The organism is Streptomyces sp. MUM 2J (assembly GCF_022414535.1).
Taxonomy (GTDB): Bacteria; Actinomycetota; Actinomycetes; order Streptomycetales; family Streptomycetaceae; genus Streptomyces.
This window is the reverse complement of sequence record NZ_JADWYM010000001.1, coordinates 171,281-196,765: the sequence shown is the minus strand read 5'-3', so window position 1 is coordinate 196,765 and position 25,485 is coordinate 171,281. Positions and strand designations below refer to the sequence as shown.

Genomic DNA, 25,485 nt, shown 5'->3' with positions numbered 1-25,485 from the left:
TACAGGCGGCCCTCGTGGGGCCGTTCAGCGGTCAACGGCATGCCTGCGGGGCCCCCGCTCCCGACGGCTGCTCTCCGCTGTGGTTCCTCTCGTCCCTGCTGCGTCCTCGCCGGCTTCCGTTCCCCTTCCCACTCCCCTTCCCCTTGTTCCCCTTGTTCCCCTTGTTCCCGTTGTTCCCCCTGTTCCCCCTGTCGTTCCGGTTCCCGCTGCCGACGCCCGGCCGGCGGATGCGCTCCCGGCCGTCCGTGGTGCGGTCGATGATGTTCCGGTTCCGACGGACGATGTTCCGGTCGGTCGAGATCCGGCCATGCCATGCTGCCTCCCCGTTCCCCTCGGCAGTCACCGGCCCGCCTCCGCCTGGGGGCGGAAACGGGCTGGTACCACAGCCCCGTTGGTCATCCGGACCCGGCGGTTCACCACCCGGCCCGGACTGGCAATTTAGGCCGAACGCCGAGTCGTCGGGCATTCGTAAAAGTACGTAAAGATGTTGCGGGGCGTGTGAAGCTGCCGTGTCCATGTCGTGCCTATAGTGGCGCCGGAAGTCGGGCCGAGCCCGGGCCCGTGACGGCCTGTCGGCTCGTCAGCGCCTTGGGGACAGGAGTGCGGCGCCATGGCAAGCCAGCCCGAGCACATCGCGGAGACGTCCGCATTGATCGGCCGAACGCACGAACTCGCCCGTTTTGAGCGCCTGTTGGACATGCTCTGCGCCGGCCGGGGGCAGGTCCTCGGCATCGGCGGCGATCCCGGGATCGGCAAGACCCGCCTCGCCGCCGAACTGGCCGCGCGCGCCCGCATCCGGGGCGTGCGGGTCCTGACCGGCCGTGCCTCGGAGTTAGTGGCCGGCTCCGCGCCCCTCCAGGTCCTCGCGGACACGCTCGCCGACGCCCTCGCCACGGACCGCGACGCCGTGCCGCCGGAGGTGGCGCGCGCACTGCTGTCATCCGGCCCCGTCCCCCCGGCCGACCTCCCGGACGCCCCTCGCCGCCCCGAAGCACCCCGCGGTGCCGATGTCCCCGCCGGTCCGGAGGCGTTCCGGCTGCACGCCGGACTGCGCGAGGTGCTGACCCGTTGGTCCCGTGCGAGGCCCCTGCTGCTCCTCCTGGACGACCTGCACTGGGCCGACCCGGAGACGATCCAGCAGATCTGCCATCTGATCCGGCATCAGCCCGCCGGGCCGGTCCTGCTGGTGCTGGTGCACCGCCCGCGCCAGACCTCGCCGCGCCTGCTGGCGGCGCTCGCGCACGGCGAGGAGACGGGCACCGTCGAACCCATGCCGGTGGGAGCGCTGTCCCGCCCGGACTGCGCCGACCTGGCCGCGCTGCTCGGGCACCGGGCGGACGCGGATCTGCTGCACCGCGACAGCGGCGGCAACCCGCTCTTCCTCATCGCCCTGGCCCGGCCCGGCTCCTCCTTCACCCGGGGGCCCGCCGACGCGCCGGCCCCCACCGGCGGCCTCGACACGACCGGCCCGGCCGTGTCCGCCGGCAGCGCCGGGATCCCCCTCGCCCCGCCGTTCGGCCCTTGGCCCACCGACGTGCTCCCGGACGGCCCCGCCACCCCGTCCGGTGGTGACACCCTGCTCCCGGCCATCCCGGCCCCGCGCGCGGCCGGCCACGGCGTCCCGGACCGGCTCGCCGCCCTGCTGCTCGGCGAGGTCGCCGTCCTCGCCCCCGAGCACCGCCGCGTCGCCTCGGCGGCGGCGGTCCTCGGCGACCGGTTCTCGGTGGAGCCGCTGGCGGCGGTCGCCGGCCTGCCCTCCGGCACCACGCTGCGGGCCGTGGCCGCCCTCGCCGCCCGGGACATCGTGCGGTCCCTCGACGGCGACACGCTGTTCGCCTTCCGCCACCCCGTCCTGCGCCGGCTCGTGCACGCCGACACCGACCCGGTGTGGCGGCGGGCCGCCCACTGCCGGGCCTACGCGGAGCTGACGCGCCGTGGCGCCCCCGCCGCCGAGCGCGCCCGCCACGCCGAACACTGCCCGGGCGACCGCGACCCGGGGGTGCTCGACGTGCTGGAGCAGGCCGCAGTCCAGGCCCGGGACAGCGCCCCGGCCACCGCCGCCCACTGGCTGCGCGCAGCCCTGCGCGCTCTGCCCGACACCCCCTCGACGGCGGCGCGCCGGCACCGTCTCCGCCTGGAACTGACGCGCGCGCTGGCCGTCTCCGGCCGGTCCGCGGAGAGCCGCGCCCTGTTGCACGACCTGCTCGGTGACAGCACCGCGGGCCGCGCCCCGGACCCCGCCACCGTCGCCCTGTGCGCCCGCACGGAACGCATGCTCGGCCGGTACGCGGAGGCCGACGCCCTGCTCCGGCAGGCGCTCGCCGACACCGGCGGCGTCGTGACGCCGCTCACCGCCCCGCTGCACCTGGAGTTCGGCACCGTCGCGCTGATGCGCGGTGCCTTCCTCGACGCACTGCCCGCCGTGGAGGACGTGACCCGGACGGCGGTGCAGGGCAGGGACCGGCTCACCGAGGCGGGAGCCCGTGCCCTCACCGGCTTCGGCAACGCCTACCTGGGAAGGACCGACGCCGCGGCCGACGCCCTTTCCCGGGCCCGGCTGCTCCTCGACGCCCTGCCGGACACCGGCATCATGCGCGACCCGGAGTGCCTGGCCCAGCTCGCCTGGGGCGAGTTGCTGACCGGGCGGTCCGCCGACGCGGCCCGGCACCTGCGCCGGGGGGTCGATCTGACCCGCCGGGCCGGGCACCTGCCCGTCCTCTTCCACCTGCAGCTCGGGCTGGGCTGCCTGCACCTGTGGGCGGGCGCGCTCGCGGACGCCCGCCGTGCCACCGAGGAGTCGGTGCAGTGCGCCCGGCTGCTCGGCAGCGGCGACATGCTGCGCATGGCCCTCGCACAGCAGGCCGGCATCGCCGTGTGGCAGGGCGGCCGGCGGGCCGCGAGCCGTGCCGTGGCGCTGGCCGAACGGGCGATGGCGGCCCCCGACACCGAACCCGGCAGCTGGTGGCACCGCAGTGCCGCGGGCGTGCTCGGGCAGGCGCAGCTGATGGACGGTCGCGCCCAGGAGTGCATCACCACGCTGCTCACCGCCGGGGAGGGCCCCGAACTGCCCGCCATGCAGGCGGCGTTGCGCCCGATGCTGTTCTCCCTGCTGTCCGGCGCGGCGATGGCCACGCGGGACGCCGACGCGGCCCGGGAATGGGCCGAGCGCGCCGTCGACCAGGCGGATCGACTGGCCCAGCCCGACCAGCGGGCCTTCGCCCAGCGTGCGCTGGGCCTGGTGTGCGCGGCGAACGGAAGGACCCGGCAGGCCGCGGGGCTGCTGGGCTCCGCCGCCGAACTGTTCCGGATCGCGGGCCGGCCGGTCCAGCAGGCGTGGACCCTCGTCCTCGGCGCACCCGTGCAGGGTTCGGCCGCCGGCGCCGACCAGGGCGAGTCCTGGCTGCGGTCCGCCGCCGACCTCGGGATGCGGACCGGTTCGCTGCGGCTCCAGGAGGAGGCGGCCGCCCGGCTCGCCGCCCTCCCCGCAGAGGCGGGACGCCCCCTGCACGCCCTCACCGCCCGGGAACGGCAGATCTGCGACCTGGTCGCCACCGGCGCCCGGACGCGGGACGTGGCCGAGCAACTCCACCTGAGCCCGCGCACGGTGGAGGCCCACCTGGCCAAGTCGTACCGCAAGCTCGGGGTGACCTCCCGCACCGCGCTGGCCGCAGTGGTCCTCAGCAGCGGGGAGCGGGACTGACGGCGGGGCGGGCGGCAGGCGCCCTCGGCCGCTGCGCCACCCGCCCCCCGCTGTCACCCGTCCCGCTCGGTCGCCCGGCCCATCGGGTCATCCGCCCTGTCGGCCACCCCGAACGGCCCCGGACAGTCCGGCGGATCACCTGTGCGACCGGGACGCACGGGCCCCCGGAGGTGCCGTCAGACCGGCAGGCGCTCCAGCAGCGCCGCGAAGTCCGTCCCCGCGGGGAGTGTCCCGAACGCCAGCCCACGGTCCCCGGCCAGCCGGGACGCGCAGAACGCGTCGGCCACGGCCGGCGGCGCGTGCCGGACCAGGAGCGAGCCCTGCAGGACGAGGGCGGCGCGTTCGATGACCCGGCGGGCGCGCAGGGGCGCGTCCTCGGTCAGGACGAGTTCGCCCTCCAACTCCCGCCAGGCGGCGTCCAGCCTGCGATCGGCACCGGAGGCCGCCGCGACCTCCGCGCGGAAGGCGTCGAGCGACGCGGGTTCGCGGGCCAGCGCCCGCAGCATGTCGAGGGCGTTGACGTTGCCGGACCCTTCCCAGATGCCGTTCAGCGGGGCCTCGCGGTACAGGCGCGGCATACCGGACGCCTCGTCGTAGCCGTTGCCGCCCAGGCACTCCAGGGCCTCGGCGACCGCGGCGGGCTGCCGCTTGCACACCCAGTACTTCCCGACCGCCGTGGCCAGGCGCAGGAACGCCCGTTCCGCCTCGTCGCCGCCGCGGGCGCGGTCGGCGGCGCCGGCCAGCCGGATCCCGAGCGTCGTGGCGGCCTCCGACTCCAGGCTCAGATCGGCGATCACGTTGCGCATCAGCGGCTGGTCGACGAGCGTGGCGCCGAACGCGACACGGTGCCGCACGTGGTGGGTGGCCTGGGCGAGGGCGGCACGGGTGCCGGCGGCGGAACCCAGCACGCAGTCCAGGCGGGTCATGGTCACCATGTCGATGATGGTGCGCACGCCCTTGCCCTCGGCGCCGACGAGCCAGGCCACGGTGTCGTCGAACTCCGGCTCGCTGCTGGCGTTGGAACGGTTGCCGAGCTTGTCCTTCAGCCGCTGGATACGGAAGGTGTTCCGGCTGCCGTCGGGCAGCACCCGCGGGACGAGGAAGCAGGACAGCCCGCCCGGGGCCTGGGCGAGGACGAGGAAGAGGTCGTTCATCGGCGCGCTGGTGAACCACTTGTGCCCGCGCAGGCGCCAGCTGCCGTCGGCCTGCTCGGTGGCGGTGGTGGAGTTGGCCCGGACATCGCTGCCGCCCTGCTTCTCGGTCATCCCCATCCCGGCGAGCAGACCGCGCTTGCCGGCCGGGGTGCGCAGACCGGGGTCGTAGACACGGCTGGTGAGCAGCGGCTCGTAGGTCTTGGCGAGGTCGGGGGAGTGGCGCAGGGCCGGGACCACCGCGTACGTCATGGAGACGGGGCACAGGTGACCGGGTTCCAGCATCGTGGCCAGCATGAAGCTCGCGGCCCGCGCCACGTGGGCGCCGGGGCGCTCGTCGGCCCAGGCGGCACCGGCGAGGCCCGCGCCGACGGAGACGTCCATCAGCCGGTGGTAGGCCGGGTGGAACTCGACCTCGTCGATCCGGTGGCCGTAGCGGTCGTGGGTGCGCAGCTCGGGCTCGTGGCGGTTGGCCTGCTCCGCCCAGTCCTGCGCCTCCCCGCTGCCGACGAGGCGGCCGAGCCGGTGCAGGTCCTCCAGGTGCCACTGCACGCCCTCCCGTCGCAGCCCCTCCAGCAGCACCGGGTCGTCCGCGGCGTCGTGGCCGGCCAGCGGCGGCGGCTGGTTGCTCACCTCGTGTGTGACGGCGGTGGGGCGGCTGCGCGGTGTGGCGGTCGCGGACATGGGATTCCTCCAGGTGAGGTCCGGCGCCGGATCGGTGCGGCACGGCCGGTCCGGTGCGGTCGGGTTCGGGGACGGTCGGGTTCGGTGCGGTCGGGTTCGGGGACGGTCGGGTTCGGTGCGGTCGGGTTCGGGGGCGGTGCTCAAGCGGACGGGACGGGAGCGCCCGCACAGCGCAGGGCCATGGCGGTGAGTTCGGCCAGCAGTGCGCCGGTGGTGTCCTCCCCGGGGGCACCGAGCGGATCGACGAGGACTTCGCCGATGGCGCCCGTGAGCGCGGCGGCGGTGATCTCGCCGTCCTGCGCGGGCAGCAGACCGGCTGCCATCCCCTCGCGCACCACCTCGGCGAACAGGGCGCGGTAGCGACGGCGGAAGTCGAGACGCTCGGCACCGACCGCGGGTTCGGCCGGTGCGGCGAGCAGCGCGTAGGCCAGTCCGCGGTTCTCCAGGGCGCGGCGGGCGAAGACCTCGATGCCGCGGGCGAGCCGCTCCACCGGGCTGCCCGGCCCCGAGAGCACGTCGCCGAGCACCTCCACCTCGCGTCCCGCGGCACGCCGGAACACCTCCACGGCGAGCGCCGCCTTGGACGGGAAGTGCTGGTACACCGAGCCGGCCGCGATCCCGGCCGAGTCGGCGACGGCGGTCACGGACGCCTGTGACCAGCCGACGTCGGCGACCACCGCCGTGGCGCAGGCGACGAGGTGCTCTCTGGCGGCTTCGAGCCTGCGGATCTCCGCAGGGGTCTTGCGGTAGGCCATGAAAGAAGTGAAGCACCATTCAGAGTTTCCCGCCATGGCCGGTTCCGCCGGTGAGGCCCGCCCGGGGGGAAGTGACGCACCTCACCGCCCTGCCGGACGGCGCCGTCCGCCCGGCCTCCGAGGAGGGGGCGGGCGGCGCCCGCGCCCGGGGATCCGGCCACCCGGCCGTCGCCGACCGTGTCGCTGTTGGGCTGAACGGGTGACTTGGCGTAAGAATTGGCTGGTGCACGATGTGAGAGCGAGTCAGTTCGGGGGGAGCCGGTGAACCGTCACGACGCCACCGATGAGCAATGGGAAGGGCTCGCCCAGGTCGTGCCTCTGCGCGGCCGCGACGCCTGGCCGTCGGCGGTGAACCACCGCTCGCTCCCCGACGCGGAGACGGAGACGCGCCGCCGCTTCGTCGTCCTGCGGGTCAACGTGTTCGCCGACGCCCGCGATGTCGCCGAGACACTCATGGCCGGCGTTCCCGTCCTGCTCGACCTGACCGGCTCGGAGACCGAGGTCGCCAAACGCGTCCTCGACTTCTCCACCGGAGTGGTCTTCGGGCTCGGCAGCGGCATGCACCGGGTCGACCGGAACGTGTTCCTGCTGACCCCGCCCGGCACCGAGGTGAGCGGGCTGATGGAGGGCGCCGGCCTGTCGGGCGCCTGAGGCGGGCGCCCGACCCATCCCCCGATCGTAGGAAGGTCGCGAGGCCGAAACGATTCGCCGTACGGACGGAACGTACCGTCGCGATCATGGCCGTGTCGTCCGAGTCCTCCGCGTCCTTCCCCTGTGTCCCGTCGTCCCCGTCCTCTGCGGCGTACCGTTCCCCGTCCCCTCCGGCGTCTCCCGCCGCTCCTCCCGCCACGTCTCCCGCGTCGTTCCCCTCCGCGGCCCCGGTGCCCGCAACGCCGGGGCGCGCGCCCTCGGCGCAGCCCCGGGTCCCGTCCCAGGCGGCCCGGCCCACCGCACCCCCTTCCCCCGTCCCCGCGCACCCCGCCCGCCCCCGCCTCACCGAACTGCGGCTGTCCGCGTTCGCCGGGCACCGTGGCGCGCGGGTCCCGCTCGGGGCGTTCACCCTGCTGGCCGGGCCCAGCGGCGCCGGGAAGACGACGGCGCTGCGGGCCTGCGAGGCTCTCGCGCGGTTCGGCGGCGGCATGGAACTCGGCGAGGTGTTCCCGGATCCGGCGTCCCTGGTGCCGGACCGGTCGCGGCCCGACGCCCAGCGGCGGCGCGGCTTCCGGATCGGCTGCACCGCCGACGGGCCCGCCGGTCCCGTCCGGCTCGACATCGCCGTACAGGCCGAGCCCGAGCTGCGCATCGTGGGCGAGCGGCTGACCGCCGGGGACGTCGTCCTCTTCCAGACCGCGTTGCGCGACCCCGGACGGCGTACGGTGCAGGCCGCCTGGCACACGGCCGGTTCGTCGCCGGTGACCCGGGCGCCGCTGCCCGACGACCGGCTCGGCACGGCGCTCCTGCCGCTGCGGGTGGCGGGCAAGACCGACGGGCAGCGTCATGTGCTGGCCGCCGCCGAGCAGATGGTGGTCGCCCTCCGGTCGGTCTTCTCCTGCGACCCCGGTCCCGGCGGTATGCGCGCCCCCGTCCCGAACGGGTCCGGACGGCTGCTCAGCGGCTGCGACAACCTCGCCGACGTGCTGTGGCGGACCCGAACCGAGTGCGTACGCCGCCATGCGCAGCTGGTGGACGCGGCCCGCGCCGGATGTGCCGGCCCGGTCGCGGACCTGCGCGCCGAACTGCAGCGCGACGGCACCGTGCGCGGCGTGCTGGACCGCGGCCACGGGACGGTGAGCGAGCTGGCCCGGCTGGGCGACGGCGAACTGCGCTACCTCGCCCTGGCGCTGGTGCTGCTCACCGGCGCCGGCGTCCTGGAGGTGGACCCGGTCGGCGAGGTGCCCGACGCGCTGCAGACGCTCACCGTCCTCGTCGACGGCTTCGATCGCGGCCTGGACGCCCGGCAGCGGGTGGAACTGGCCCGGCTGGCGGCGCGGATGGGCGAGTACGGTCACATCCGCTGTGTCGGGACGGTCAGCGACGCGAGCTGGACGGCCGGGGTCGAGGGGGTCGCGGTGGTACACCTGGAGCCGTGACCGATCCTCTCGACGTGGCGCAGCTCCAGCGCAGGCTGGCCGAGTTCGCGGCAGCGCGGAACTGGCAGCCCTACCACACCCCCAAGAACCTCGTGGCCGCGCTGAGTGTGGAGGCCTCCGAACTGGTGGAGATCTTCCAGTGGCTGACCCCGGAGGAATCGTCCCGGGTGATGGACGAACCCGGCACCGCGCGCCGGGTGCGGGACGAGGTGGCCGACGTCCTCGCCTATCTGCTCCAGCTGTGCGAGGTGCTCGACATCGATCCGCTGGCGGCACTCGCCGCCAAGATCGAGCGGAACGAGCAGAGGTTCCCACCGCCGCCCGAGCCGCGACCGACGGCTGAACCGGCCCGTGACCCCTCCGGCGAACCGGCCCGTGACCCCTCCGGCGAACCGGCCGATGACCCGTCCGGTGGGCCGGGAGACGGCCCGGGTGCCCGCGCGGTCGGCGGCTGAGGAACGAACGGTCCGGACCATCCGGCGGGGTCGCAGGTGCGGCCGCCCTGGGCCGCCCGTGCGGAATCGTCCGCGCAGAGACCGTCCCCGTAGAGATGGTTGGCGGAGGGAACGGCCGGATGGAGACCGTCGTGGAGGGAGCGGCCGGTGAGGGGGCGTCCGCCAAGGACCGGCCGGCAGCCGAGGGGTGACGGACCGACGCGGGATCACCGCCCGGCGGCCAGAAGAGGATTGACGCCTTCCATTCTCACTCTCCGTATCCGTTCAACCGTCCGAAACCGATTCGTTGTCCAGAGATTTCCGTCTTCCTCTGGCTTTTCGTCCCACCTGCTCTCACTCTGGGTAGTGGACAAGGGAGTTCGGGCGGTGACGTGCGCGGAGTACGTCGGGGACGGACGGGGGCAGCGTATGGAGGCGGTGCGGCTCATCCTGACGAGCAGGGAGGCGCTCGCGGCGAGCAGTGAGGTGACCGGGACGCTGGCGGAGGTGTGGCAGGCGCAGGCGCTGGCGCAGGCGATCGGCAGTCGGCTGGCGGTCTCCGGCCCACCGGAACTACGCGGCGAGGCGCTGGGGCTGACCGAACTCGCGGGGCGCGGCTGCGGGGTGCTGGAGATCCCCGACCTCGGCCCGGGCGCCCTGCGCGCCGCCCAGCTCACCGAACTGGACGACGCCCGGCAGGCGCTGCTCGCTCTCGGCGGCCTCCTCGGCGAGGTGGGCATCGCACTCGTCGGGGTCGCCAGCGGGGCGGACGACGAGGCGAGGTACTGGCAGTGCATGGAGGCCATCGACGCGGCCGACGAATCCCGGGACCGCGTCCTGGAGATGCTGCGCAAACTCGCGGCCCGCGAGGAGGCGTTGCCGGAGCGGTGAACGCCCGGCCGCCGCCGCGGCGACGCCGTCCGAACGCCGACCGTCCGGCGACGTACCCGTGCTCCGGCACGCACCTGATCCGGGCCGCCGCACCGGTCGACGACGCCGGAGGGCGCGATCCCCCGGAGCCGGAGGAGCCGACGGTTGTGCTCCGGCGGCCCGGAGGACCAGGGCGGTGGAGCCGAACGGCGGGACGGCGGTGGGGCGGGCTTCCGCGCGGCGGGCGTCCGTCGCCAGGTCCCGACGAGCCGGTCGCATCGGTCAGCGGCCCCGGCGCGCAGGGCCGGGAGGCGATCAAGAGCTGGCTTTCGCGGCTGGGGGGCGGCTCACCGCCCGGTCGTTCGGCTCCGTCTCCACCGGCCGGTCACGACGAGGGGCCCGACCGGCCCTTCAGGCCTCCGCGACCGGCGCACAGCGACGCACGGCGACTTCGGCTCGCGGCACGGGGCGGGACCGTGAGCAGGCCCCATCCGCCTCCCTATTCGCCCGCCGAGCTGCGGAGATGCTCTTGGGATCCCAAGGTGGGAAAACCAGCTTCCTCATGGAGGTCGGAGAGGTCCGCGTTGAGCGCCGCCATCAGTTCCTCCATCTGCTGCAGCAGCCCCTTCGGCTGGGCGGAGCCCCCGCCCTGCTGCGGCACGGCTTCTTCGGACATGACGGCCTCCTCGGCCCCCGGCCCCCCGGGAGGCCGGCGCGGATGACGCTCCGGCAGCGGCCGCCGGCGCGGGTGCCGGGCGGTCCGGCTCCGCACGAGCCAACGATCACCGTCGAACCGGGTCACTGGCCTGCCCGGGGCCCGTGCACGGGGTTGACGATATTCACCCGGCCGGGGCGCGGGGCCGGTTGGGAGGGCGCCGCACCGCGACGGGCAGGATGGAGGGCATGGATCTTCGCATCTTCACCGAGCCCCAGCAGGGGGCCACCTATGACACGCTGCTCACCGTGGCGAAGGCGACGGAGGATCTCGGATTCGACGCCTTCTTCCGCTCCGACCACTATCTGCGGATGGGGTCCGCCGACGGCCTTCCCGGCCCCACGGACGCCTGGATCACCCTCGCGGGTCTCGCACGCGAGACGCGGCGCATCCGGCTCGGAACACTGATGACCGCCGCCACGTTCCGGCTGCCCGGTGTCCTGGCCGTCCAGGTCGCACAGGTCGACCAGATGTCGGGCGGCCGGGTCGAACTGGGCCTCGGGGCGGGCTGGTTCGAGGAGGAGCACACGGCGTACGGCATCCCTTTCCCGAAGGAGAAGTTCGCTCGTCTGGAGGAACAGCTGGAGATCGTCACCGGCCTGTGGCAGACCGAGGTCGGCAAGACCTACGACTTCCGCGGCCGGCACTACCAGCTCGCCGACTCGCCCGCGCTGCCCAAGCCCGCCCAGCGGAAGGTCCCGGTCCTGATCGGCGGCCACGGAGCCACGCGCACTCCGCGGCTGGCGGCCCGCTATGCGGACGAGTTCAACATCCCGTTCGCCGCGGTCGAAGACAGCGAGCGCCAGTTCGGCCGGGTGCGTGCGGCGGCGGAGGCGGCCGGCCGCAAGCCCGGTGACCTCGTCCTGTCCAACGCCCTCGTGGTCTGTGTCGGCCGGGACGACGCCGAGGTCGCCCGCCGCGCCGCCGCGATCGGGCGGGAGGTCGGCGAGCTGAAGGCCAACGGCCTGGCAGGCACGCCCGCCGAGGTGGTCGACAAGATCGGCCGGTACGCGGAGACCGGTTCGCAGCGGATCTACCTCCAGGTCCTGGACCTGGCCGACCTGGACCACCTGGAGCTGATCTCCGCGCAGGTGCAGTCCCAGCTGTCCTGAGGACCGCGTCCCGGCCGCGACCGGACGGTCGCCGGAGCGGCGGCCTCCGCAGCCCCGGCCGGGGGCGCGCGTCGGTGTGCGGGTGCCGGTCCGGCGGGCGGTCCTTCGGCCGCCCGCCGTCCGGTCGCCGAGGAGCGGTCGGCAGGGCCGGGGCGGGAAACGTCCCGGCCACCTCGGCGACGCCCGGCCGTGTGATGCCCACGGCCTCCCGGCGACGCCCCGGCCGCTCGGTGCCGCCCCGGCTCGACGGCTCCCGGAGCCCGCCGGGGCGGTCGCCGCGAGCCGTCGCAGGCCCGGGGAGGCGGTGGGGCCGTCAGGTCTCCAGGATCAGCTGCAGCAGTTCGCGGAGCGTCTTGCGCTGCGGCGTGGTGAGCCGGGCCAGGGGATCGGCGGCGAACGGCATACGGGCGCGCAGGTCGGCGGCGACGGTGCGGCCCGCCGTACTGGCGGCGACCCGCTTGACGCGGCGGTCGTCCGGGTCGGGGCTGCGTACGACCAGGCCGCGGGACTCCAGCCGGTCGACGATCACGGTCACATTGGACGGCTCCGCGTGCAGCCGGTCGGCGATGTGGCGCGTGGGGACGGGGTCCCCGGCGGCGAGCAGGGCCTTGGCCTGGAGCGGGGTCAGATCGTGGGCCGCCGCGGCGGCCTCGGCCTCCTGGGAGTAGCGGCGGTTGATGGCCGCGAAAAGGCCGACGATCTGCTTGGTGAGCTCATCCGATGGGTTGGGCATGACGCCCAGCGTAGCCATGCGCTTGACGCTACCGAATATGCTGCATCATAGTTATGTTCCATATTAATCATGAAGCATGAGCGAACGAGGGACATCGCGATGAGCACCAGAACCGTCCTGATCACCGGCACCTCCTCCGGCATCGGACAGGCCACCGCTGTGGCCGCGGCGCGTGCCGGCTGGCGTGTGATCGCCACCATGCGCGACACCGCCAAGGCGGGGCCGCTGCTCGCGGCGGCCGAGGAGGCCGGCGTCGCCGTCGACGTCCGCCCCCTGGACGTGACGGACCCGGCCACGGTCGAGGCGTGCCTGGCGGGCCTCGACCGGCTGGACGCGCTGGTCAACAACGCGGGCGCGGGTCATGTCGGCACCCTGGAGCAGGAGAGCGTCGAGGACGTACGTGCCGTGATGGAGGTCAACTTCTTCGGTGTGCTGCACGTGACGAAGGCGGCCCTGCCGCTGCTGCGGGCGGCCAAGGGGCGGGTGCTGACCGTGACCAGCGTCGGCGGAGTGGTCGGCCAGCCCTTCAACGAGGCGTACTGCGCGGCCAAGTTCGCGGTCGAGGGCTTCATGGAGTCCCTGGCGCCCGTGGCGGCCACCGCCGGCGTGTCCGTCAGCGTGGTCGAACCGGGCGCGGTGGCCAGTGAGTTCGTCAGCAACGTGGGTGTGACTCAGGACGTGCTGGATCGGGCCGGGCGGTACGCGCCGGCGTTGTCCGCCTATCTGGAGCGCACCCGCGGTGCCTTCAGCGGGGCCCAGACTCCGCAGGACGTGGCGGAGCAGATGGTCGACCTGCTCTCGGTCGAACGCCCGGCGTTCCGGGTGCTCACCTCCGACGCGGCGCGCGCCTTCGCGGGGACGAAGCTGAAGGACCTCGACGGCTCGGCCGTGCAGACCCTGACCGGCACATGGGTCGCCCCGTAGTACCGACCCCGGCGGACCGCGCGGGGTGCCTTCCACGCACCCCCGCACAGCGGTCGCCGGCCGGGGCGGGGCGCCTTGTCGTGGCAGGTAAACCAGTACCGCCGAGGGTCTGGTCGTGCCCATACTCGGTCGTGTGTTCCTGACGATCTCCACGACCGGCGACGAGACGAATCCCGCAACCGAACTGGGCTTTCTTCTCCACAAGCATCCTGACAACCCGTTCTCGGCCACGCTGTCCCACGGCACCGCGCACGTCTTCTACCCCGAGGCCGATGCCCGGCGCTGCACCGCGGCGCTGCTGCTGGAGGTGGACGCGGTGGCGCTGGTGCGGCGGGGGAAGGGCAAGGGCCGTGGCGGCGCACCCGACGCGGCGCTCGCGCAGTACGTCAACGACCGCCCGTACGCGGCGTCCTCGCTGCTGGCGGTGGCACTGAGCGGAGTGTTCGGCACCGCCATGCGGGGGGTCTGCCGTGCCCGGCCCGAACTGCCCGGCCGGGCCAGGCCGCTGCGCGTCGAGGTGCCCGCGCTGCCGGCCCGGGGCGGTGCGGACGTGGTGCGCCGGCTCTTCGAGCCGCTCGGCTGGGCGGTCACCACCGCGGCCGTGCCGCTGGATGCCGCGTTCCCACAGTGGGGCGACTCCCGCTACGTCCACCTCGTCCTGGAGTCCGTGACCCTGACGCTGGCCGAGGCGCTGCGCCACCTGTACGTGCTGATGCCCGTCCTCGACGACGCCAAGCACTACTGGGTCGCGCCCGACGAGGTCGACAAGCTGCTGCGGGCCGGGGAGGGCTGGCTGCCGGCGCACCCGGAGCAGAAGCTGATCACCAGCCGCTACCTCTCGCGCCGCTGGTCCCTCACCCGTCAGGCGAGGGAGCGACTCGAACTGGTCCGGCTCGCCGAGGCCGACGACAGCGACGTCGCGGAGATCGACAACGCCGTGGAGGCGGAGACCGGGCACGAGGAGAAGCCGGCTCCGCTCGCCGAGCAGCGGCGGGACGCGATCCTCGCCGAGCTGCGCGCGTCCCGGGCCGCCCGGGTGCTCGACCTGGGCTGTGGCCAGGGACAGCTGGTGCAGGCGCTGCTGAAGGACCAGGCGTTCACGGAGATCGTCGGGGTGGACGTGTCGATGCGGGCGCTCACCCTCGCCGGCCGGCGGCTGAAGCCGGAGCGCATGGGCGAGCGGCAGGCCGCCCGGGTGCGGCTGGTGCAGGGCTCGCTCGCCTACACCGACCGCCGGCTCAAGGGGTACGACGCCGCCGTGCTCAGCGAGGTGATCGAGCACCTCGACCTGCCGCGGCTGCCCGCCCTGGAGTACGCGGTCTTCGGCGCGGCCCGCCCGCGCACCGTCGTCGTGACCACACCCAACGTCGAGTACAACGTGCGCTGGGAGACTCTGCCGGCCGGTCATGCCCGGCACCGCGACCACCGTTTCGAGTGGACCCGCGAGGAGTTCCGCGCCTGGGCCGCGGCCGTCGCCGAACGGCACGGCTACGACGTCGAGTTCAGGCCGGTCGGCCCCGACGACCCCGAGGTGGGCCCACCCACGCAGATGGCCGTGTTCGGCCTGAGGAACGACCGGAAGGAGGCGGAGGCGGCATGACCGGAGCACCGGGGCAGGGGCGCGTCCTGCCCGTCACCGACCTCTCCCTCGTCGTCCTCGTCGGCGCCTCCGGCTCGGGCAAGTCGACCTTCGCCCGGCGCCACTTCAAGCCGACCGAGGTGATCTCCTCCGACTTCTGCCGCGGGCTGGTCAGCGACGACGAGAACGACCAGGGCGCGAGCGGCGACGCCTTCGACGTCCTGTACTACATCGCCGGCAAGCGACTGGCCGCCGGCCGCCGTACCGTCGTCGACGCCACGAGCGTGCAGCAGGACGCCCGGCGCCGGCTGCTCGACCTGGCCCGGCAGTACGACGTGCTGCCCATCGCCGTCGTGCTGGACGTGCCGGAGGAGGTGTGCGCCGAGCGCAACGCCGGCCGCCCGGACCGGGCGGGCATGCCGCGCAGGGTCATCCAGCGGCACATCCGCGAACTGCGCCGCTCCCTGCGGCACCTGGAGCGTGAGGGCTTCCGCAAGGTGCACGTCCTGCGCGGCGCCGACGAGGTCGCCGCCGCCACCGTCGTCACCGAGAAGCGCTTCAGCGACCTCACCCACCTGACCGGCCCGTTCGACATCATCGGCGACGTCCACGGATGTTCCGCCGAACTGGAGGCGCTCCTGGGCAGGTTGGGCTATGCCGACGGTGTCCACCCCGAGGGCCGCACGGCCGTCTTCGTCGGCGACCTCGTCGACCGCGGCCCGGACAGCCCCGGAGTGCTGCGCCGTGTGATGTCCATGGTGAAGTCGGGTGACGCGCTGTGCGTGCCCGGCAACCACGAGAACAAGTACGGCCGCCACCTGAGGGGCCGTAAGGTCCAGCTCACCCACGGGCTCGCGGAGACCGTCGCGCAGATGGAGGGCGAGAGCGAGGAGTTCCGGCAGGAGGTGGGGGAGTTCGTCGCGGGGCTGGTCAGCCACTACGTCCTCGACGGCGGAAAGCTGGTCGTCTGCCACGCCGGACTGCCGGAGAAGTACCACGGCCGTACCTCCGGCCGGGTCCGCTCGCACGCCCTGTACGGCGACACCACCGGCGAGACCGACGAGTTCGGACTGCCCGTGCGCTACCCCTGGGCGGAGGACTACCGCGGCCGGGCGGCGGTCGTCTACGGCCACACGCCGGTGCCGACGGCCACCTGGCTGAACAACACCGTCTGCCTGGACACCGGCGCCGTCTTCGGCGGCAGGCTGACGGCACTGCGCTGGCCGGAGCGCGAGCTGGTCGACGTACCGGCCGAGCGGGTGTGGTACGAGCCGGTCAAGCCGCTGCGCACGGAGGCGCCGGGCGGGCACGACGGCCGTCCGCTGGACCTGGCGGACGTGCACGGCCGCCGGGTGGTGGAGACGAGGCACGCCGGCCGCGTCGCGGTGCGGGAGGAGAACGCGGCGGCGGCGCTGGAGGTCATGAGCCGCTTCGCCGTGGACCCACGGCTGCTGCCGTACCTGCCGCCGACCATGGCGCCGACGGCCACCAGCCGGGTGGAGGGCTACCTGGAGCACCCGGCGGAGGCGTTCGCGAACTACGCGCGGGACGGTGTGGAGCGGGTCGTGTGCGAGGAGAAGCACATGGGCTCGCGGGCGGTGGCACTGGTGTGCCGGGACGCCGAGGTGGCCGGGAAGCGGTTCGGGGCACACGGCCGGACCGGGGCCCTGTACACCCGTACCGGGCGTCCGTTCTTCGACGACGACGCGGTGACCGAGGAGATCCTCGGCCGGCTGCGGACCGCGGCCGGCGACGCCGGGCTGTGGCAGGAGCTCGACACGGACTGGCTGCTGCTGGACGCCGAGCTGATGCCCTGGTCGCTGAAGGCGTCCGGGCTGCTGCGCACCCAGTACGCGGCGGTCGGCGCCGCCTCCGCGGCGGTGCTGCCCGCCGCGCTCGCCGCGCTGGAGAGCGCCGCGGCCCGGGGCGTCGACGTGGACGCGCTGGCGGCCCGGCACCGCGAGCGGACCGCGGACGCCGGCGCGTTCACGGCCGCCTACCGCCGCTACTGCTGGAGCACGGACGGCCTGGACGGTGTCCGCCTGGCCCCGTTCCAGCTGCTGGCCGTCGAGGGCCGCAGCCTCGCCGCGCTGCCGCACGACGAGCAGCTGGCGCTGCTGGACCGGCTGGTGGAGCACGACTCCACCGGCCTGCTGCGGACCACCGGCCGCCTCTACGTCGACACCGGCGACCCGGAGTCGGTGCGGGCCGGCGTCGACTGGTGGCTGGAGATGACCGGCCGCGGCGGTGAGGGCATGGTCGTCAAGCCGCTCGGCGCGCTGGTGCGCGGTCCCGAGGGGCGCTTGGTGCAGCCCGGCGTCAAGTGCCGGGGCCGCGAGTACCTGCGGATCATCTACGGCCCGGAGTACACGCGTCCGGACAACCTGGCCCGGCTCCGGCAGCGGTCCCTGAGCCACAAGCGGTCCCTGGCCGTGCGTGAGTACGCCCTCGGACTGGAGGCACTGGACCGGCTGGCGGCGGGCGAGCCGTTGTGGCGGGTGCACGAGGCCGTGTTCGCGGTGCTGGCCCTGGAGTCGGAGCCGGTGGACCCGCGGCTGTGACCGGCGGGGTGCCCGGGGCCCGACGGCACCCCGCCGTCCTTCGGCCCCGGGCGCCCCTCCCGCTTCCCGCCGTGGTGCCCCTGCGGTACCGCGGCGGCGCAGGCGCACCACGGTCTTCGGGGCGGAGTGAGCCACCCCGTTCTCGTCATAGGGACGAGAACAAATGACCGGAGAAACGTGCGAGTGACGGGTCAAGACGGCCGTCGGTGGCCAGGATGGAGGCATGGGATTCCATGTCGACTCCGAGGCCGGGCGGCTGCGCCGCGTGATCCTGCACCGGCCCGATCTCGAGCTCAAAAGGCTCACCCCCAGCAACAAGGACACCCTCCTCTTCGACGACGTGCTGTGGGTGCGCCGGGCGCGCGCCGAGCACGACGGGTTCGCGGACGTGCTGCGCGACCGCGGGGTCGCCGTCCACCTCTTCGGCGACCTGCTCGCCGAGACGCTGGAGATCCCGGTGGCCCGGACGCTGGTCCTGGACCGCGTCTTCGACGAGAAGGAGTACGGTCCCCTCGCCACCGATCACCTGCGCGCCGCCTTCGAGACCCTGCCCGCCCGCGAGCTGGCCGAGGCGCTGGTCGGCGGCATGACCAAGCGGGAGTTCCTGGACGTGCACGCGGAGCCGGTCTCCGTCCGCTTCCACGCCATGGAACTGGACGACTTCCTCCTCGACCCGCTGCCCAACCACCTCTTCACCCGCGACACCTCCGCCTGGATCTACGACGGCGTCTCCATCAACGCGATGCGCTGGCCCGCCCGTCAGCGCGAGACCGTCCACTTCGAGGCGATCTACCGCCATCACCCCCTCTTCCGCGAGGAGTCCTTCCACGTCTGGTCGCAGGGGCAGGCCGACTACCCTTCCACCATCGAGGGCGGGGACGTCCTCGTCATCGGCAACGGAGCCGTCCTTATCGGCATGAGCGAGCGCACCACGCCGCAGGCCGTCGAGATGCTCGCGCACAAGCTGTTCGCGGCCGGGTCGGCCCGGACCATCGTCGCGCTGGACATGCCCAAGCGGCGGGCCCTGATGCACCTCGACACCGTGATGACCCAGGTCGACGGTGACGTCTTCACGCAGTACGCCGGGCTCGGCATGCTCCGCTCGTACACCATCGAGCCGGGCTCGGGGGACAAGGAGCTGAAGGTCACCGACCATCCGCCGGAGCACATGCACCGGGCGATCGCCGCCGCGCTCGGGCTGAGCGAGATCCGGGTGCTCACCGCCACCCAGGACGTGCACGCCGCCGAGCGCGAGCAGTGGGACGACGGCTGTAACGTCCTCGCCGTCGAGCCGGGTGTCGTCGTCGCCTACGAGCGCAACTCCACCACCAACACGCATCTGCGCAAGCAGGGCGTCGAGGTGATCGAGATCCCGGGCAGCGAGCTGGGGCGCGGCCGGGGCGGGCCGCGCTGCATGAGCTGCCCGGTCGAGCGGGACCCGGTGTAGTGGGTGGGCGGCCCGGACCGGTGGCTGTATATAAATGCTGAGTATCGTATAGACTTCCATGGTCCGTGGTTCCCCGTCCCCTCTGGAGCGCCCTCATGGCGACAGTCCCGACCGCCCTCGCCGGCCGCCCCTTCCTCAAGGAGCTGGACTTCACCGCCGAGGAGTTCCGCGGCCTGATCGAGCTGGCCGCGGAGCTGAAGGCGGCCAAGAAGGCCGGGACGGAGACGCCGCACCTGCGCGGCAGGAACATCGCCCTGATCTTCGAGAAGACCTCGACGCGCACCCGCTGCGCGTTCGAGGTCGCCGCCGCCGACCAGGGCGCCCACACCACCTATCTGGACCCCTCCGGCTCCCAGATCGGGCACAAGGAGTCGGTCAGGGACACCGCGCGCGTGCTGGGGCGGATGTTCGACGGCATCGAGTACCGCGGGGACAGTCAGGAGAAGGTCGAGGAGCTGGCGGCACACGCGGGTGTGCCCGTCTACAACGGCCTCACCGACGACTGGCACCCCACCCAGATGCTCGCCGACGTGCTCACCATGACCGAGCACTGCGCCAGGCCGCTGACCGAGATCGCGTTCGCCTACCTCGGCGACGCCCGCTTCAACATGGGCAACTCCTACCTGATCACCGGTGCCCTGCTCGGCATGGACGTGCGGATCGCCGCCCCGAAGTCCTACTGGCCCGCACAGGAGATCGTCGACACCGCCCGCGAACTCGCCGAGGCGAGCGGCGCGCGCGTCACCCTCACCGAGGACGTCGCCGAGGGCGTCTCGGGCGCCGACTTCGTCGCCACGGACGTGTGGGTCTCCATGGGCGAGCCCAAGGAGGTCTGGGGCGAGCGCATCGCCGCCCTCGCGCCGTACGCCGTGACCATGGACGTGCTCCGCGCCACCGGCAACCCGGACGTGAAGTTCCTGCACTGCCTGCCGGCCTTCCACGACCTGGGTACCGAGGTGGGGCGCGAGGTCCACCGGCGGCACGGTCCGGACGCCCTCGAAGTGACCGACGAGGTCTTCGAGTCCGTCCACTCGGTCGTCTTCGACGAGGCCGAGAACCGGCTGCACACCATCAAAGCGATCTTGGTGGCAACACTGGCCTGATCAGGCCTTATGCTGTCCGGCGGCCCGGAGCCACCCCTTCCGAGGCAGCCGCGCGCCCCGACCCGGGCGCATCCGCCCCCAGAATCGAGCACCACCCGCATGCCCCGCATCAAGTCCCCGGCCCTGCTGGTCGCCGAATCCGGCGCCGACCGTGAGGGCCACGGCCTGGCCCGCACCATGGGCCTGTTCCAGCTGATCTGCTTCGGCGTCGGAGCGATCGTCGGCACCGGCATCTTCGTCGGCCTGTCCGACTCCGTCGCCCAGGCCGGGCCCGCCGTCGTCGTCTCCTTCGTCCTGGCCGCGATCACCTGCGTGTTCACCGCGTTCTCCTTCGCCGAGCTGGGCGGGGCGATCCCGGTCTCCGGGTCGTCGTACTCCTTCGCCTACGCCGGCCTGGGGGAGAGCACCGCCTTCCTGGTCGGCTGGTGCCTGCTGCTGGAGTACGGCGTCTCGATCTCGGCCGTCGCGGTCGGCTGGAGCCAGTACGTCAACGAACTGCTGCACAGCCTTGCCGGATGGCAGCTGCCCGCCGCCCTGTCCGCCGGTCCCGGCGACGGCGGCCTCGTCAACCTGCCCGCGGTGATCGTCATCGCCATGGGCTGCGTGCTGCTGGTGCGCGGGGTGCGCGAGAGCGCCGGAGCGACCGCCGTGATGGCCGTGATCAAGCTCGTCATCCTGCTCGCCTTCTGCGCGATCGGCTTCAGCGCCTTCAGGGACGGCAACCTCACCCCCTTCGCCCCGGCCGGCCTCGGCGGCATCGGAGCGGGCACCACGGCCGCCTTCTTCTCCTACATCGGCTTCGACGCCATCACCACCGCCGGTGAGGAGGCCAGGAACCCGCGGCGGGACGTTCCCGTCGCGATCCTCGTCTGCATGGGCATCGTCACCCTGCTGTACTGCGCCGTCGCCCTCGCCGCCACCGGCGCGGTCGGTGCCGGGGCGGTCGGCGGCCGGCCCGCCGCCCTGTCCCACGTCGTGAACCTGGTCACGGGCTCCTCGGCCGGCGGCGGCGTCATCGCCTTCGGCGCGGTCGTGGCCATCGCCTCCGTGGTGCTCGCCGTCATGTACGGCCAGACCCGCATCCTGATGTCCATGTCCCGCGACGGACTGATCCCGCGCGTCTTCGAGCGGGTCTCCCCGCGGACCGCGACCCCGGTCGCCGGCACCCTGGTCGTCGCCGGCGTGTTCGCCGTCCCGGCCGCCTTCGCCTCGCTGGACGCGGTGGTCGGCCTGTGCACCATCGGCACCCTGGCGATCATGGCCGTCGTCAATGTCGCCGTCATCGCGCTGCGCCGCCGCGAGCCCGGACTGCCGCGCACGTTCCGGGTGCCGCTGTACCCGGCGCTGCCGCTGCTGGGCATCGGCTTCTGCCTCTACCTGATGTACGAGACCGGCCGGACGGCCTGGGTCCAGTTCGCGGTGTTCCTGCTGGCGGGCCTCGCCGTCTACGCGGCCTACGGGCGCCGCAACTCCCGGCTGGCCCGCACGGCCGGCGAGGTCACACCGGACGCCGCTGAGCGGGAACCACAGGCAGTCTGAACCACACCGCCTTGCCGGACCCGGTGGGGCGGTGTCCGCAGGACGAGCTCAGGGTGCGGATCAGCAGCAGGCCGCGCCCGTGCTCCTGCCACGGGTCGGGCGCCGGTCCGGCCGGGACCGTCAGGCCGCCCGGCGGCGCCGGGTCCGGGTCGTGCACCTCGACCTGGCAGCCGCTCGGCAGCAGCTCCACGACCAGCTCTATCGGCGAGCGTCCCGAGGTGTGCTCCACCGCGTTGGCCACCAGCTCCGCCGTCAGCAGCTCGGCGGTGTGGCAGTCGGCCCCGTGCTCCAGCTCGGCCAGTGCGGTGCGGACCAGCGCCCGGGCGACCGGCACGGCCGCAGTGGTGTGCGGCAGCGCGATGCGCCAGGAGGCGGCGGGGGCGGGGCGTTCGTGCAAGGCGAGTCCGTTCATGGCGCAGGCTGTCCTGCTTTCAACCGTACGAATGGTACGGCGCCCTCCGGCAGAGCCGTCCGACGGGCACCCTCCGGGACCCTCGCCCCGGCATCCAGCGGCCTACCCGCCCGGCGGGTCCGCCGCGCACGGCCCTTCGCGCCGTTACCCGACCGTCGACGATCCGGTGGATCCCGGTCACATCGTGACAGTGCCGGGGCGACCGGATCACGCCCCGTATGTGTCGCCATCCTGACGACGGTCACAAATGAGTGATAACTTCGAGGGGTCACCGTGCTTGAGGGAGGACCCTGCTGATGAGTCCCTTCACCGGTTCCGCCGCCCCCACCTCCGACTGGCAGCACCTTCGCGTGGACCGCACCGACGGTGTCGCCACCGTCACCCTGGCCCGCCCCGACAGACTCAACGCGCTCACCTTCGGTGCCTACGCCGACCTGCGCGACCTGCTCGCCGAACTGTCCCGCGAGCGGTCCGTACGCGCCCTGGTCCTGGCCGGCGAGGGACGCGGTTTCTGCTCCGGCGGGGACGTCGACGAGATCATCGGCGCGACCCTGTCCATGGACACCGCCACGCTCCTCGACTTCAACCGGATGACCGGCCAGGTCGTCCGGGCGGTGAGGGAGTGCCCGTTCCCGGTGATCGCCGCCGTGCACGGCGTGGCCGCGGGCGCCGGAGCGGTCCTCGCCCTGGCGGCGGACTTCCGGGTGGCCGACCCCACGGCCCGGTTCGCGTTCCTCTTCACCCGCGTCGGCCTCTCCGGCGGCGACATGGGCGCGGCCTACCTGCTGCCGCGGGTCGTCGGCCTCGGTCACGCCACCCGCCTGCTGATGCTCGGCGAACCGGTTCGCGCCCCCGAGGCCGAGCGGATCGGGCTGATCAGCGAGCTGGCCGGGGAGGGCCGGGCCGACGAGGCCGCCCGGCGGCTGGCCCGCCGGCTGGCCGAGGGCCCGGCCCTGGCCCACGCCCAGACCAAGGCCCTGCTCACCGCCGAACTGGACATGCCCCTGTCCACGGCGGTGGAACTCGACGCCTCCACGCAGGCCCTGCTGATGACCGGCGAGGACTACGCCGAGTTCCATGCGTCGTTCACCGAGCGGCGCCCCCCGAAGTGGCGGGGGCGGTGACCGTGCCGACGCCCCCGGCGCGGGGAACCGCGCGACCGGCCGCCCACGACCCCCGGCCGCCGGACAGGACCGGACGCCCCCTGCGGGTGGCCGTCGTCGGCGGCGGCCCGGGCGGCCTCTACGCCGCTGTCCTGCTCAAGCGCCTCGACCCCGCCCGCGAGATCACCGTCTACGAACGCAACGCCCCCGACGACACCTTCGGCTTCGGAGTCGTCCTGTCGGACGAGACCCTCGGCGGCATCGAGCACGCCGACCCGGCCGTCCACGAAGCGCTGGCCGAGCACTTCGTCCGCTGGGACGACATCGACATCGTGCACCGGGGCACCCGCCACACCTCCGGCGGCCACGGCTTCGCCGCACTGGGCAGGAAGCGCCTCCTGGAGATCCTGCACGCACGCTGCACCGCACTCGGCGTCGACCTGCGCTTCCGCACCGCCGCCCCCGACCCGGACCTGCTGGCGCGGTCCCACGACCTCGTCGTCGCCGCGGACGGCGTGCACAGCACCACCCGCGAGGCCTACGCGCGCGAGTTCCGGCCACGGGTGACCGGCCACCGCTGCCGCTACATCTGGCTCGCCGCCGACTTCGCCTTCGACGCCTTCCGCTTCGAGATCGCCGAGACCGAGCACGGCGTGATGCAGCTGCACGGATACCCCTACGCGGCCGACGCCTCGACCGTGATCGTCGAGATGCGCGAAGAGGTGTGGCGCGCCGCCGGCTTCGACGCACCGGACCCCCAGGAGTCGATCGAACGCTGCGCCAAGATCTTCTCGGACGCCCTCGGCGGACGTCCCCTCCGCTCCAACAACTCCGCCTGGACCTGCTTCCGCACGGTGGTCAACGAGCGCTGGTCGCACGGCAACGTCGTCCTGCTCGGCGACGCCGCCCACACGGCCCACTTCTCCATCGGCTCCGGCACCAAGCTCGCCGTCGAGGACGCCCTCGCGCTCGCCGCCTGCCTCCAGGAGCAGCCGGACCTGCCGACGGCACTCGCGGCGTACGAGGAGGAACGCAGACCGGTCGTCGCCTCCACCCAGCGCGCCGCCCGCGCCAGCCTGGAGTGGTTCGAGAACCTGGCGCTCCACCTCGACCAGTCGCCCCGCCGGTTCGCCTTCAACCTGCTCACCCGCTCCCGCCGGGTCACCCACGACAATCTCCGCCTACGCGACGCCCGCTTCACCTCTGCCGTGGAACGGGAGTTCGGCTGCCCGCCGGGTACCCCGCCCATGTTCACCCCGTTCCGGCTGCGCGGCCTGACCCTGCGCAACCGCGTCGTCGTCTCGCCCATGGACATGTACTCCGCCCACGACGGTGTCCCCGGCGACTTCCACCTCGTCCACCTGGGCGCCCGCGCGCTGGGCGGCGCGGGCCTGGTGATGACCGAGATGGTGTGCGTCAGCGAGGAGGGGCGGATCACGCCGGGCTGCACCGGCCTGTACACCGGCCGGCAGACCGTGGCCTGGAAGCGGATCGCCGCCTTCGTACACGCGCAGTCCCCGGGCACGGCGATCGGCGTCCAGCTCGGCCACTCGGGCCGCAAGGGTTCGACCAAGCTGATGTGGGAGGGCATGGACGAGCCGCTGGAGGACGGCAACTGGCCCCTCGTCGCCGCATCCCCACTGCCCTACACCTCGCGGAGCCAGACCCCGCGGCAGCTGTCCCGGGCCCAGCTGACCGACCTCCGCGAGCAGTTCACCGGCGCCGCCTGGCGCGCCGCCCGGGCCGGCTTCGACCTGCTCGAACTGCACTGCGCGCACGGCTACCTGCTGTCCGGTTTCCTCTCCCCGCTGACCAACCACCGCACCGACTCCTACGGCGGTCCGCTGGAGAACCGGCTGCGGTTCCCGCTGGAGGTCTTCGACGCCGTACGGGCCGTCTGGCCCGCGGAACGGCCCATGACCGTGCGCATCTCCGCCACCGACTGGGCTCCGGGCGGCACGACCGCCGAGGACGCCGTGGAGATCGCCCGTGCCTTCGCCGCGCACGGCGCCGACGCCATCGACGTGTCCACCGGCCAGGTCGTGGCCGACGAGCAGCCCGAGTTCGGGCGGTCGTACCAGACGCCGTTCGCCGACCGGATCCGGCACGAGGCGGGCGTGCCGGTGATCGCCGTCGGCGCCATCTCCTCCTGGGACGACGTCAACTCCCTGATCCTCGCCGGACGCGCCGACCTGTGCGCGCTGGCCCGCCCCCACCTGTACGACCCGCAGTGGACGCTGCACGCCGCGGCCGAGCAGGGCTACGAGGGGCCGGGCGCCCCCTGGCCGGCGCCGTACCGGGCGGGCAACCGGCCTCCGCCGGCCGGCCGCACCGACGCCCCCAGGCCCCGACTCACCCTGCGGAGCTGAGCCGGACCACGCCGGCTCCACACGGCGGCCCCCGGCCGCCGGCCGGGCGGGGAGGGGGCGGGCGACGGTCGGCTTGCCGGGGCGGGGCAGTCCGGTGAGCCGGACCGTGGCACCGGCCCCGGGCCGGCTGCTGCCGTCCGGGTCGCTCACGCCGTGTATCCCACGCTCCGCACGGCGGCAGCAGTGCCGCGGGTGTCTTCCCCG

General features: G+C 73.8%; 19 protein-coding genes and 1 pseudogene. 14 read left to right on the top strand and 6 right to left on the bottom strand.

The annotated features are described in order from the left end of the window. Positions 1-31 precede the first annotated feature (31 nt). Positions 32-343 carry a hypothetical protein gene (locus tag I3F54_RS00780; RefSeq protein ID WP_240116498.1) on the bottom strand — a complete coding sequence of 104 codons (312 nt, stop codon included), beginning with the start codon at positions 341-343 and terminating at the stop codon, positions 32-34. Positions 344-610: 267 nt separating this feature from the next. Here I3F54_RS00780 and I3F54_RS31970 point away from each other — a divergent pair, with 267 nt between their 5' ends. Beyond that, complete coding sequence (locus tag I3F54_RS31970) at positions 611-3,700, top strand: helix-turn-helix transcriptional regulator (protein ID WP_275675550.1); 3,090 nt, start codon at positions 611-613, stop codon at positions 3,698-3,700. 176 nt (positions 3,701-3,876) lie between these two features. Here I3F54_RS31970 and I3F54_RS00760 read toward each other — a convergent pair whose 3' ends face one another. Both I3F54_RS00760 and I3F54_RS00755 read right to left on the bottom strand, forming a co-directional pair. Then, positions 3,877-5,535, bottom strand: a complete 1,659-nt coding sequence (locus tag I3F54_RS00760) for an acyl-CoA dehydrogenase family protein (protein WP_240116497.1) — start codon at positions 5,533-5,535, stop codon at positions 3,877-3,879. A 140-nt stretch (positions 5,536-5,675) separates the two neighbouring features. Beyond that, positions 5,676-6,290: a TetR/AcrR family transcriptional regulator gene (locus I3F54_RS00755; RefSeq protein ID WP_240116496.1), complete on the bottom strand. Its 615-nt coding sequence runs from the start codon at positions 6,288-6,290 to the stop codon at positions 5,676-5,678. Positions 6,291-6,551: 261 nt separating this feature from the next. Here I3F54_RS00755 and I3F54_RS00750 point away from each other — a divergent pair, with 261 nt between their 5' ends. From I3F54_RS00750 to I3F54_RS00735, 4 genes and pseudogenes are all read left to right on the top strand, one after another. Continuing rightward, positions 6,552-6,941: a cell division protein SepF gene (locus I3F54_RS00750; protein ID WP_240116495.1), complete on the top strand. Its 390-nt coding sequence runs from the start codon at positions 6,552-6,554 to the stop codon at positions 6,939-6,941. A gap of 230 nt (positions 6,942-7,171) precedes the next feature. After that, on the top strand, positions 7,172-8,380 hold the full coding sequence (locus tag I3F54_RS00745; protein ID WP_308372957.1) for an ATP-binding protein: 1,209 nt from the start codon (positions 7,172-7,174) through the stop codon (positions 8,378-8,380). Next, positions 8,377-8,700, top strand: a pseudogene (locus I3F54_RS00740) (nucleotide pyrophosphohydrolase); the annotation flags it as partial. The gene I3F54_RS00745 and the pseudogene I3F54_RS00740, both read left to right, overlap by 4 nt. A gap of 543 nt (positions 8,701-9,243) precedes the next feature. Next, entirely contained in the window at positions 9,244-9,705 is a 462-nt protein-coding gene (locus I3F54_RS00735; RefSeq protein WP_240116746.1) for a DUF6099 family protein, read from the top strand. 478 nt (positions 9,706-10,183) lie between these two features. Here I3F54_RS00735 and I3F54_RS00730 read toward each other — a convergent pair whose 3' ends face one another. After that, positions 10,184-10,360 carry a hypothetical protein gene (locus I3F54_RS00730; protein ID WP_240116491.1) on the bottom strand — a complete coding sequence of 59 codons (177 nt, stop codon included), beginning with the start codon at positions 10,358-10,360 and terminating at the stop codon, positions 10,184-10,186. A gap of 227 nt (positions 10,361-10,587) precedes the next feature. On the opposite strand from I3F54_RS00730, the gene I3F54_RS00725 reads away from it, so the two are divergent. Then, a complete protein-coding gene (locus I3F54_RS00725; protein ID WP_240116490.1) occupies positions 10,588-11,511 on the top strand; it encodes an LLM class F420-dependent oxidoreductase in 924 nt (307 codons plus the stop codon). A gap of 313 nt (positions 11,512-11,824) precedes the next feature. Here the strand turns inward: I3F54_RS00725 and I3F54_RS00720 are convergent, their stop codons facing one another. Further along, positions 11,825-12,244, bottom strand: coding sequence for a MarR family winged helix-turn-helix transcriptional regulator (locus I3F54_RS00720; protein WP_240116488.1), 420 nt, complete (start codon positions 12,242-12,244; stop codon positions 11,825-11,827). A gap of 99 nt (positions 12,245-12,343) precedes the next feature. Between I3F54_RS00720 and I3F54_RS00715 the strand changes: the two genes are divergently transcribed. The 6 genes from I3F54_RS00715 (at position 12,344) to I3F54_RS00690 (ending at position 21,397) form a co-directional block, all read left to right on the top strand. After that, positions 12,344-13,168 carry an SDR family oxidoreductase gene (locus I3F54_RS00715; RefSeq protein ID WP_240116485.1) on the top strand — a complete coding sequence of 275 codons (825 nt, stop codon included), beginning with the start codon at positions 12,344-12,346 and terminating at the stop codon, positions 13,166-13,168. Between the two features lie 133 nt (positions 13,169-13,301). Continuing rightward, positions 13,302-14,768: a 3' terminal RNA ribose 2'-O-methyltransferase Hen1 gene (locus tag I3F54_RS00710; protein ID WP_240116484.1), complete on the top strand. Its 1,467-nt coding sequence runs from the start codon at positions 13,302-13,304 to the stop codon at positions 14,766-14,768. Next, positions 14,765-17,308, top strand: coding sequence for a polynucleotide kinase-phosphatase (locus I3F54_RS00705; RefSeq protein ID WP_240116483.1), 2,544 nt, complete (start codon positions 14,765-14,767; stop codon positions 17,306-17,308). Before I3F54_RS00710 ends, I3F54_RS00705 begins: the two co-directional genes overlap by 4 nt. Before the next feature lie 223 nt (positions 17,309-17,531). Beyond that, on the top strand, positions 17,532-18,755 hold the full coding sequence (locus tag I3F54_RS00700; RefSeq protein ID WP_240116481.1) for an arginine deiminase: 1,224 nt from the start codon (positions 17,532-17,534) through the stop codon (positions 18,753-18,755). A 95-nt stretch (positions 18,756-18,850) separates the two neighbouring features. Then, positions 18,851-19,858, top strand: a complete 1,008-nt coding sequence (argF, locus tag I3F54_RS00695) for an ornithine carbamoyltransferase (protein ID WP_240116480.1) — start codon at positions 18,851-18,853, stop codon at positions 19,856-19,858. Positions 19,859-19,957: 99 nt separating this feature from the next. After that, entirely contained in the window at positions 19,958-21,397 is a 1,440-nt protein-coding gene (locus I3F54_RS00690; protein ID WP_240116476.1) for an amino acid permease, read from the top strand. Here the strand turns inward: I3F54_RS00690 and I3F54_RS00685 are convergent. After that, the gene (locus I3F54_RS00685; protein ID WP_240116474.1) at positions 21,357-21,809 is read right to left on the bottom strand and encodes an ATP-binding protein; all 453 of its coding nucleotides are present in this window, start codon (positions 21,807-21,809) and stop codon (positions 21,357-21,359) included. The two genes, I3F54_RS00690 and I3F54_RS00685, sit on opposite strands and share 41 nt — an antisense overlap. A 296-nt stretch (positions 21,810-22,105) precedes the next feature. On the opposite strand from I3F54_RS00685, the gene I3F54_RS00680 reads away from it, so the two are divergent. Then, positions 22,106-22,933, top strand: a complete 828-nt coding sequence (locus I3F54_RS00680) for an enoyl-CoA hydratase family protein (RefSeq protein WP_240116473.1) — start codon at positions 22,106-22,108, stop codon at positions 22,931-22,933. Positions 22,934-22,935: 2 nt separating this feature from the next. Next, complete coding sequence (locus I3F54_RS00675) at positions 22,936-25,281, top strand: bifunctional salicylyl-CoA 5-hydroxylase/oxidoreductase (RefSeq protein WP_374205834.1); 2,346 nt, start codon at positions 22,936-22,938, stop codon at positions 25,279-25,281. Positions 25,282-25,485 lie beyond the last annotated feature (204 nt).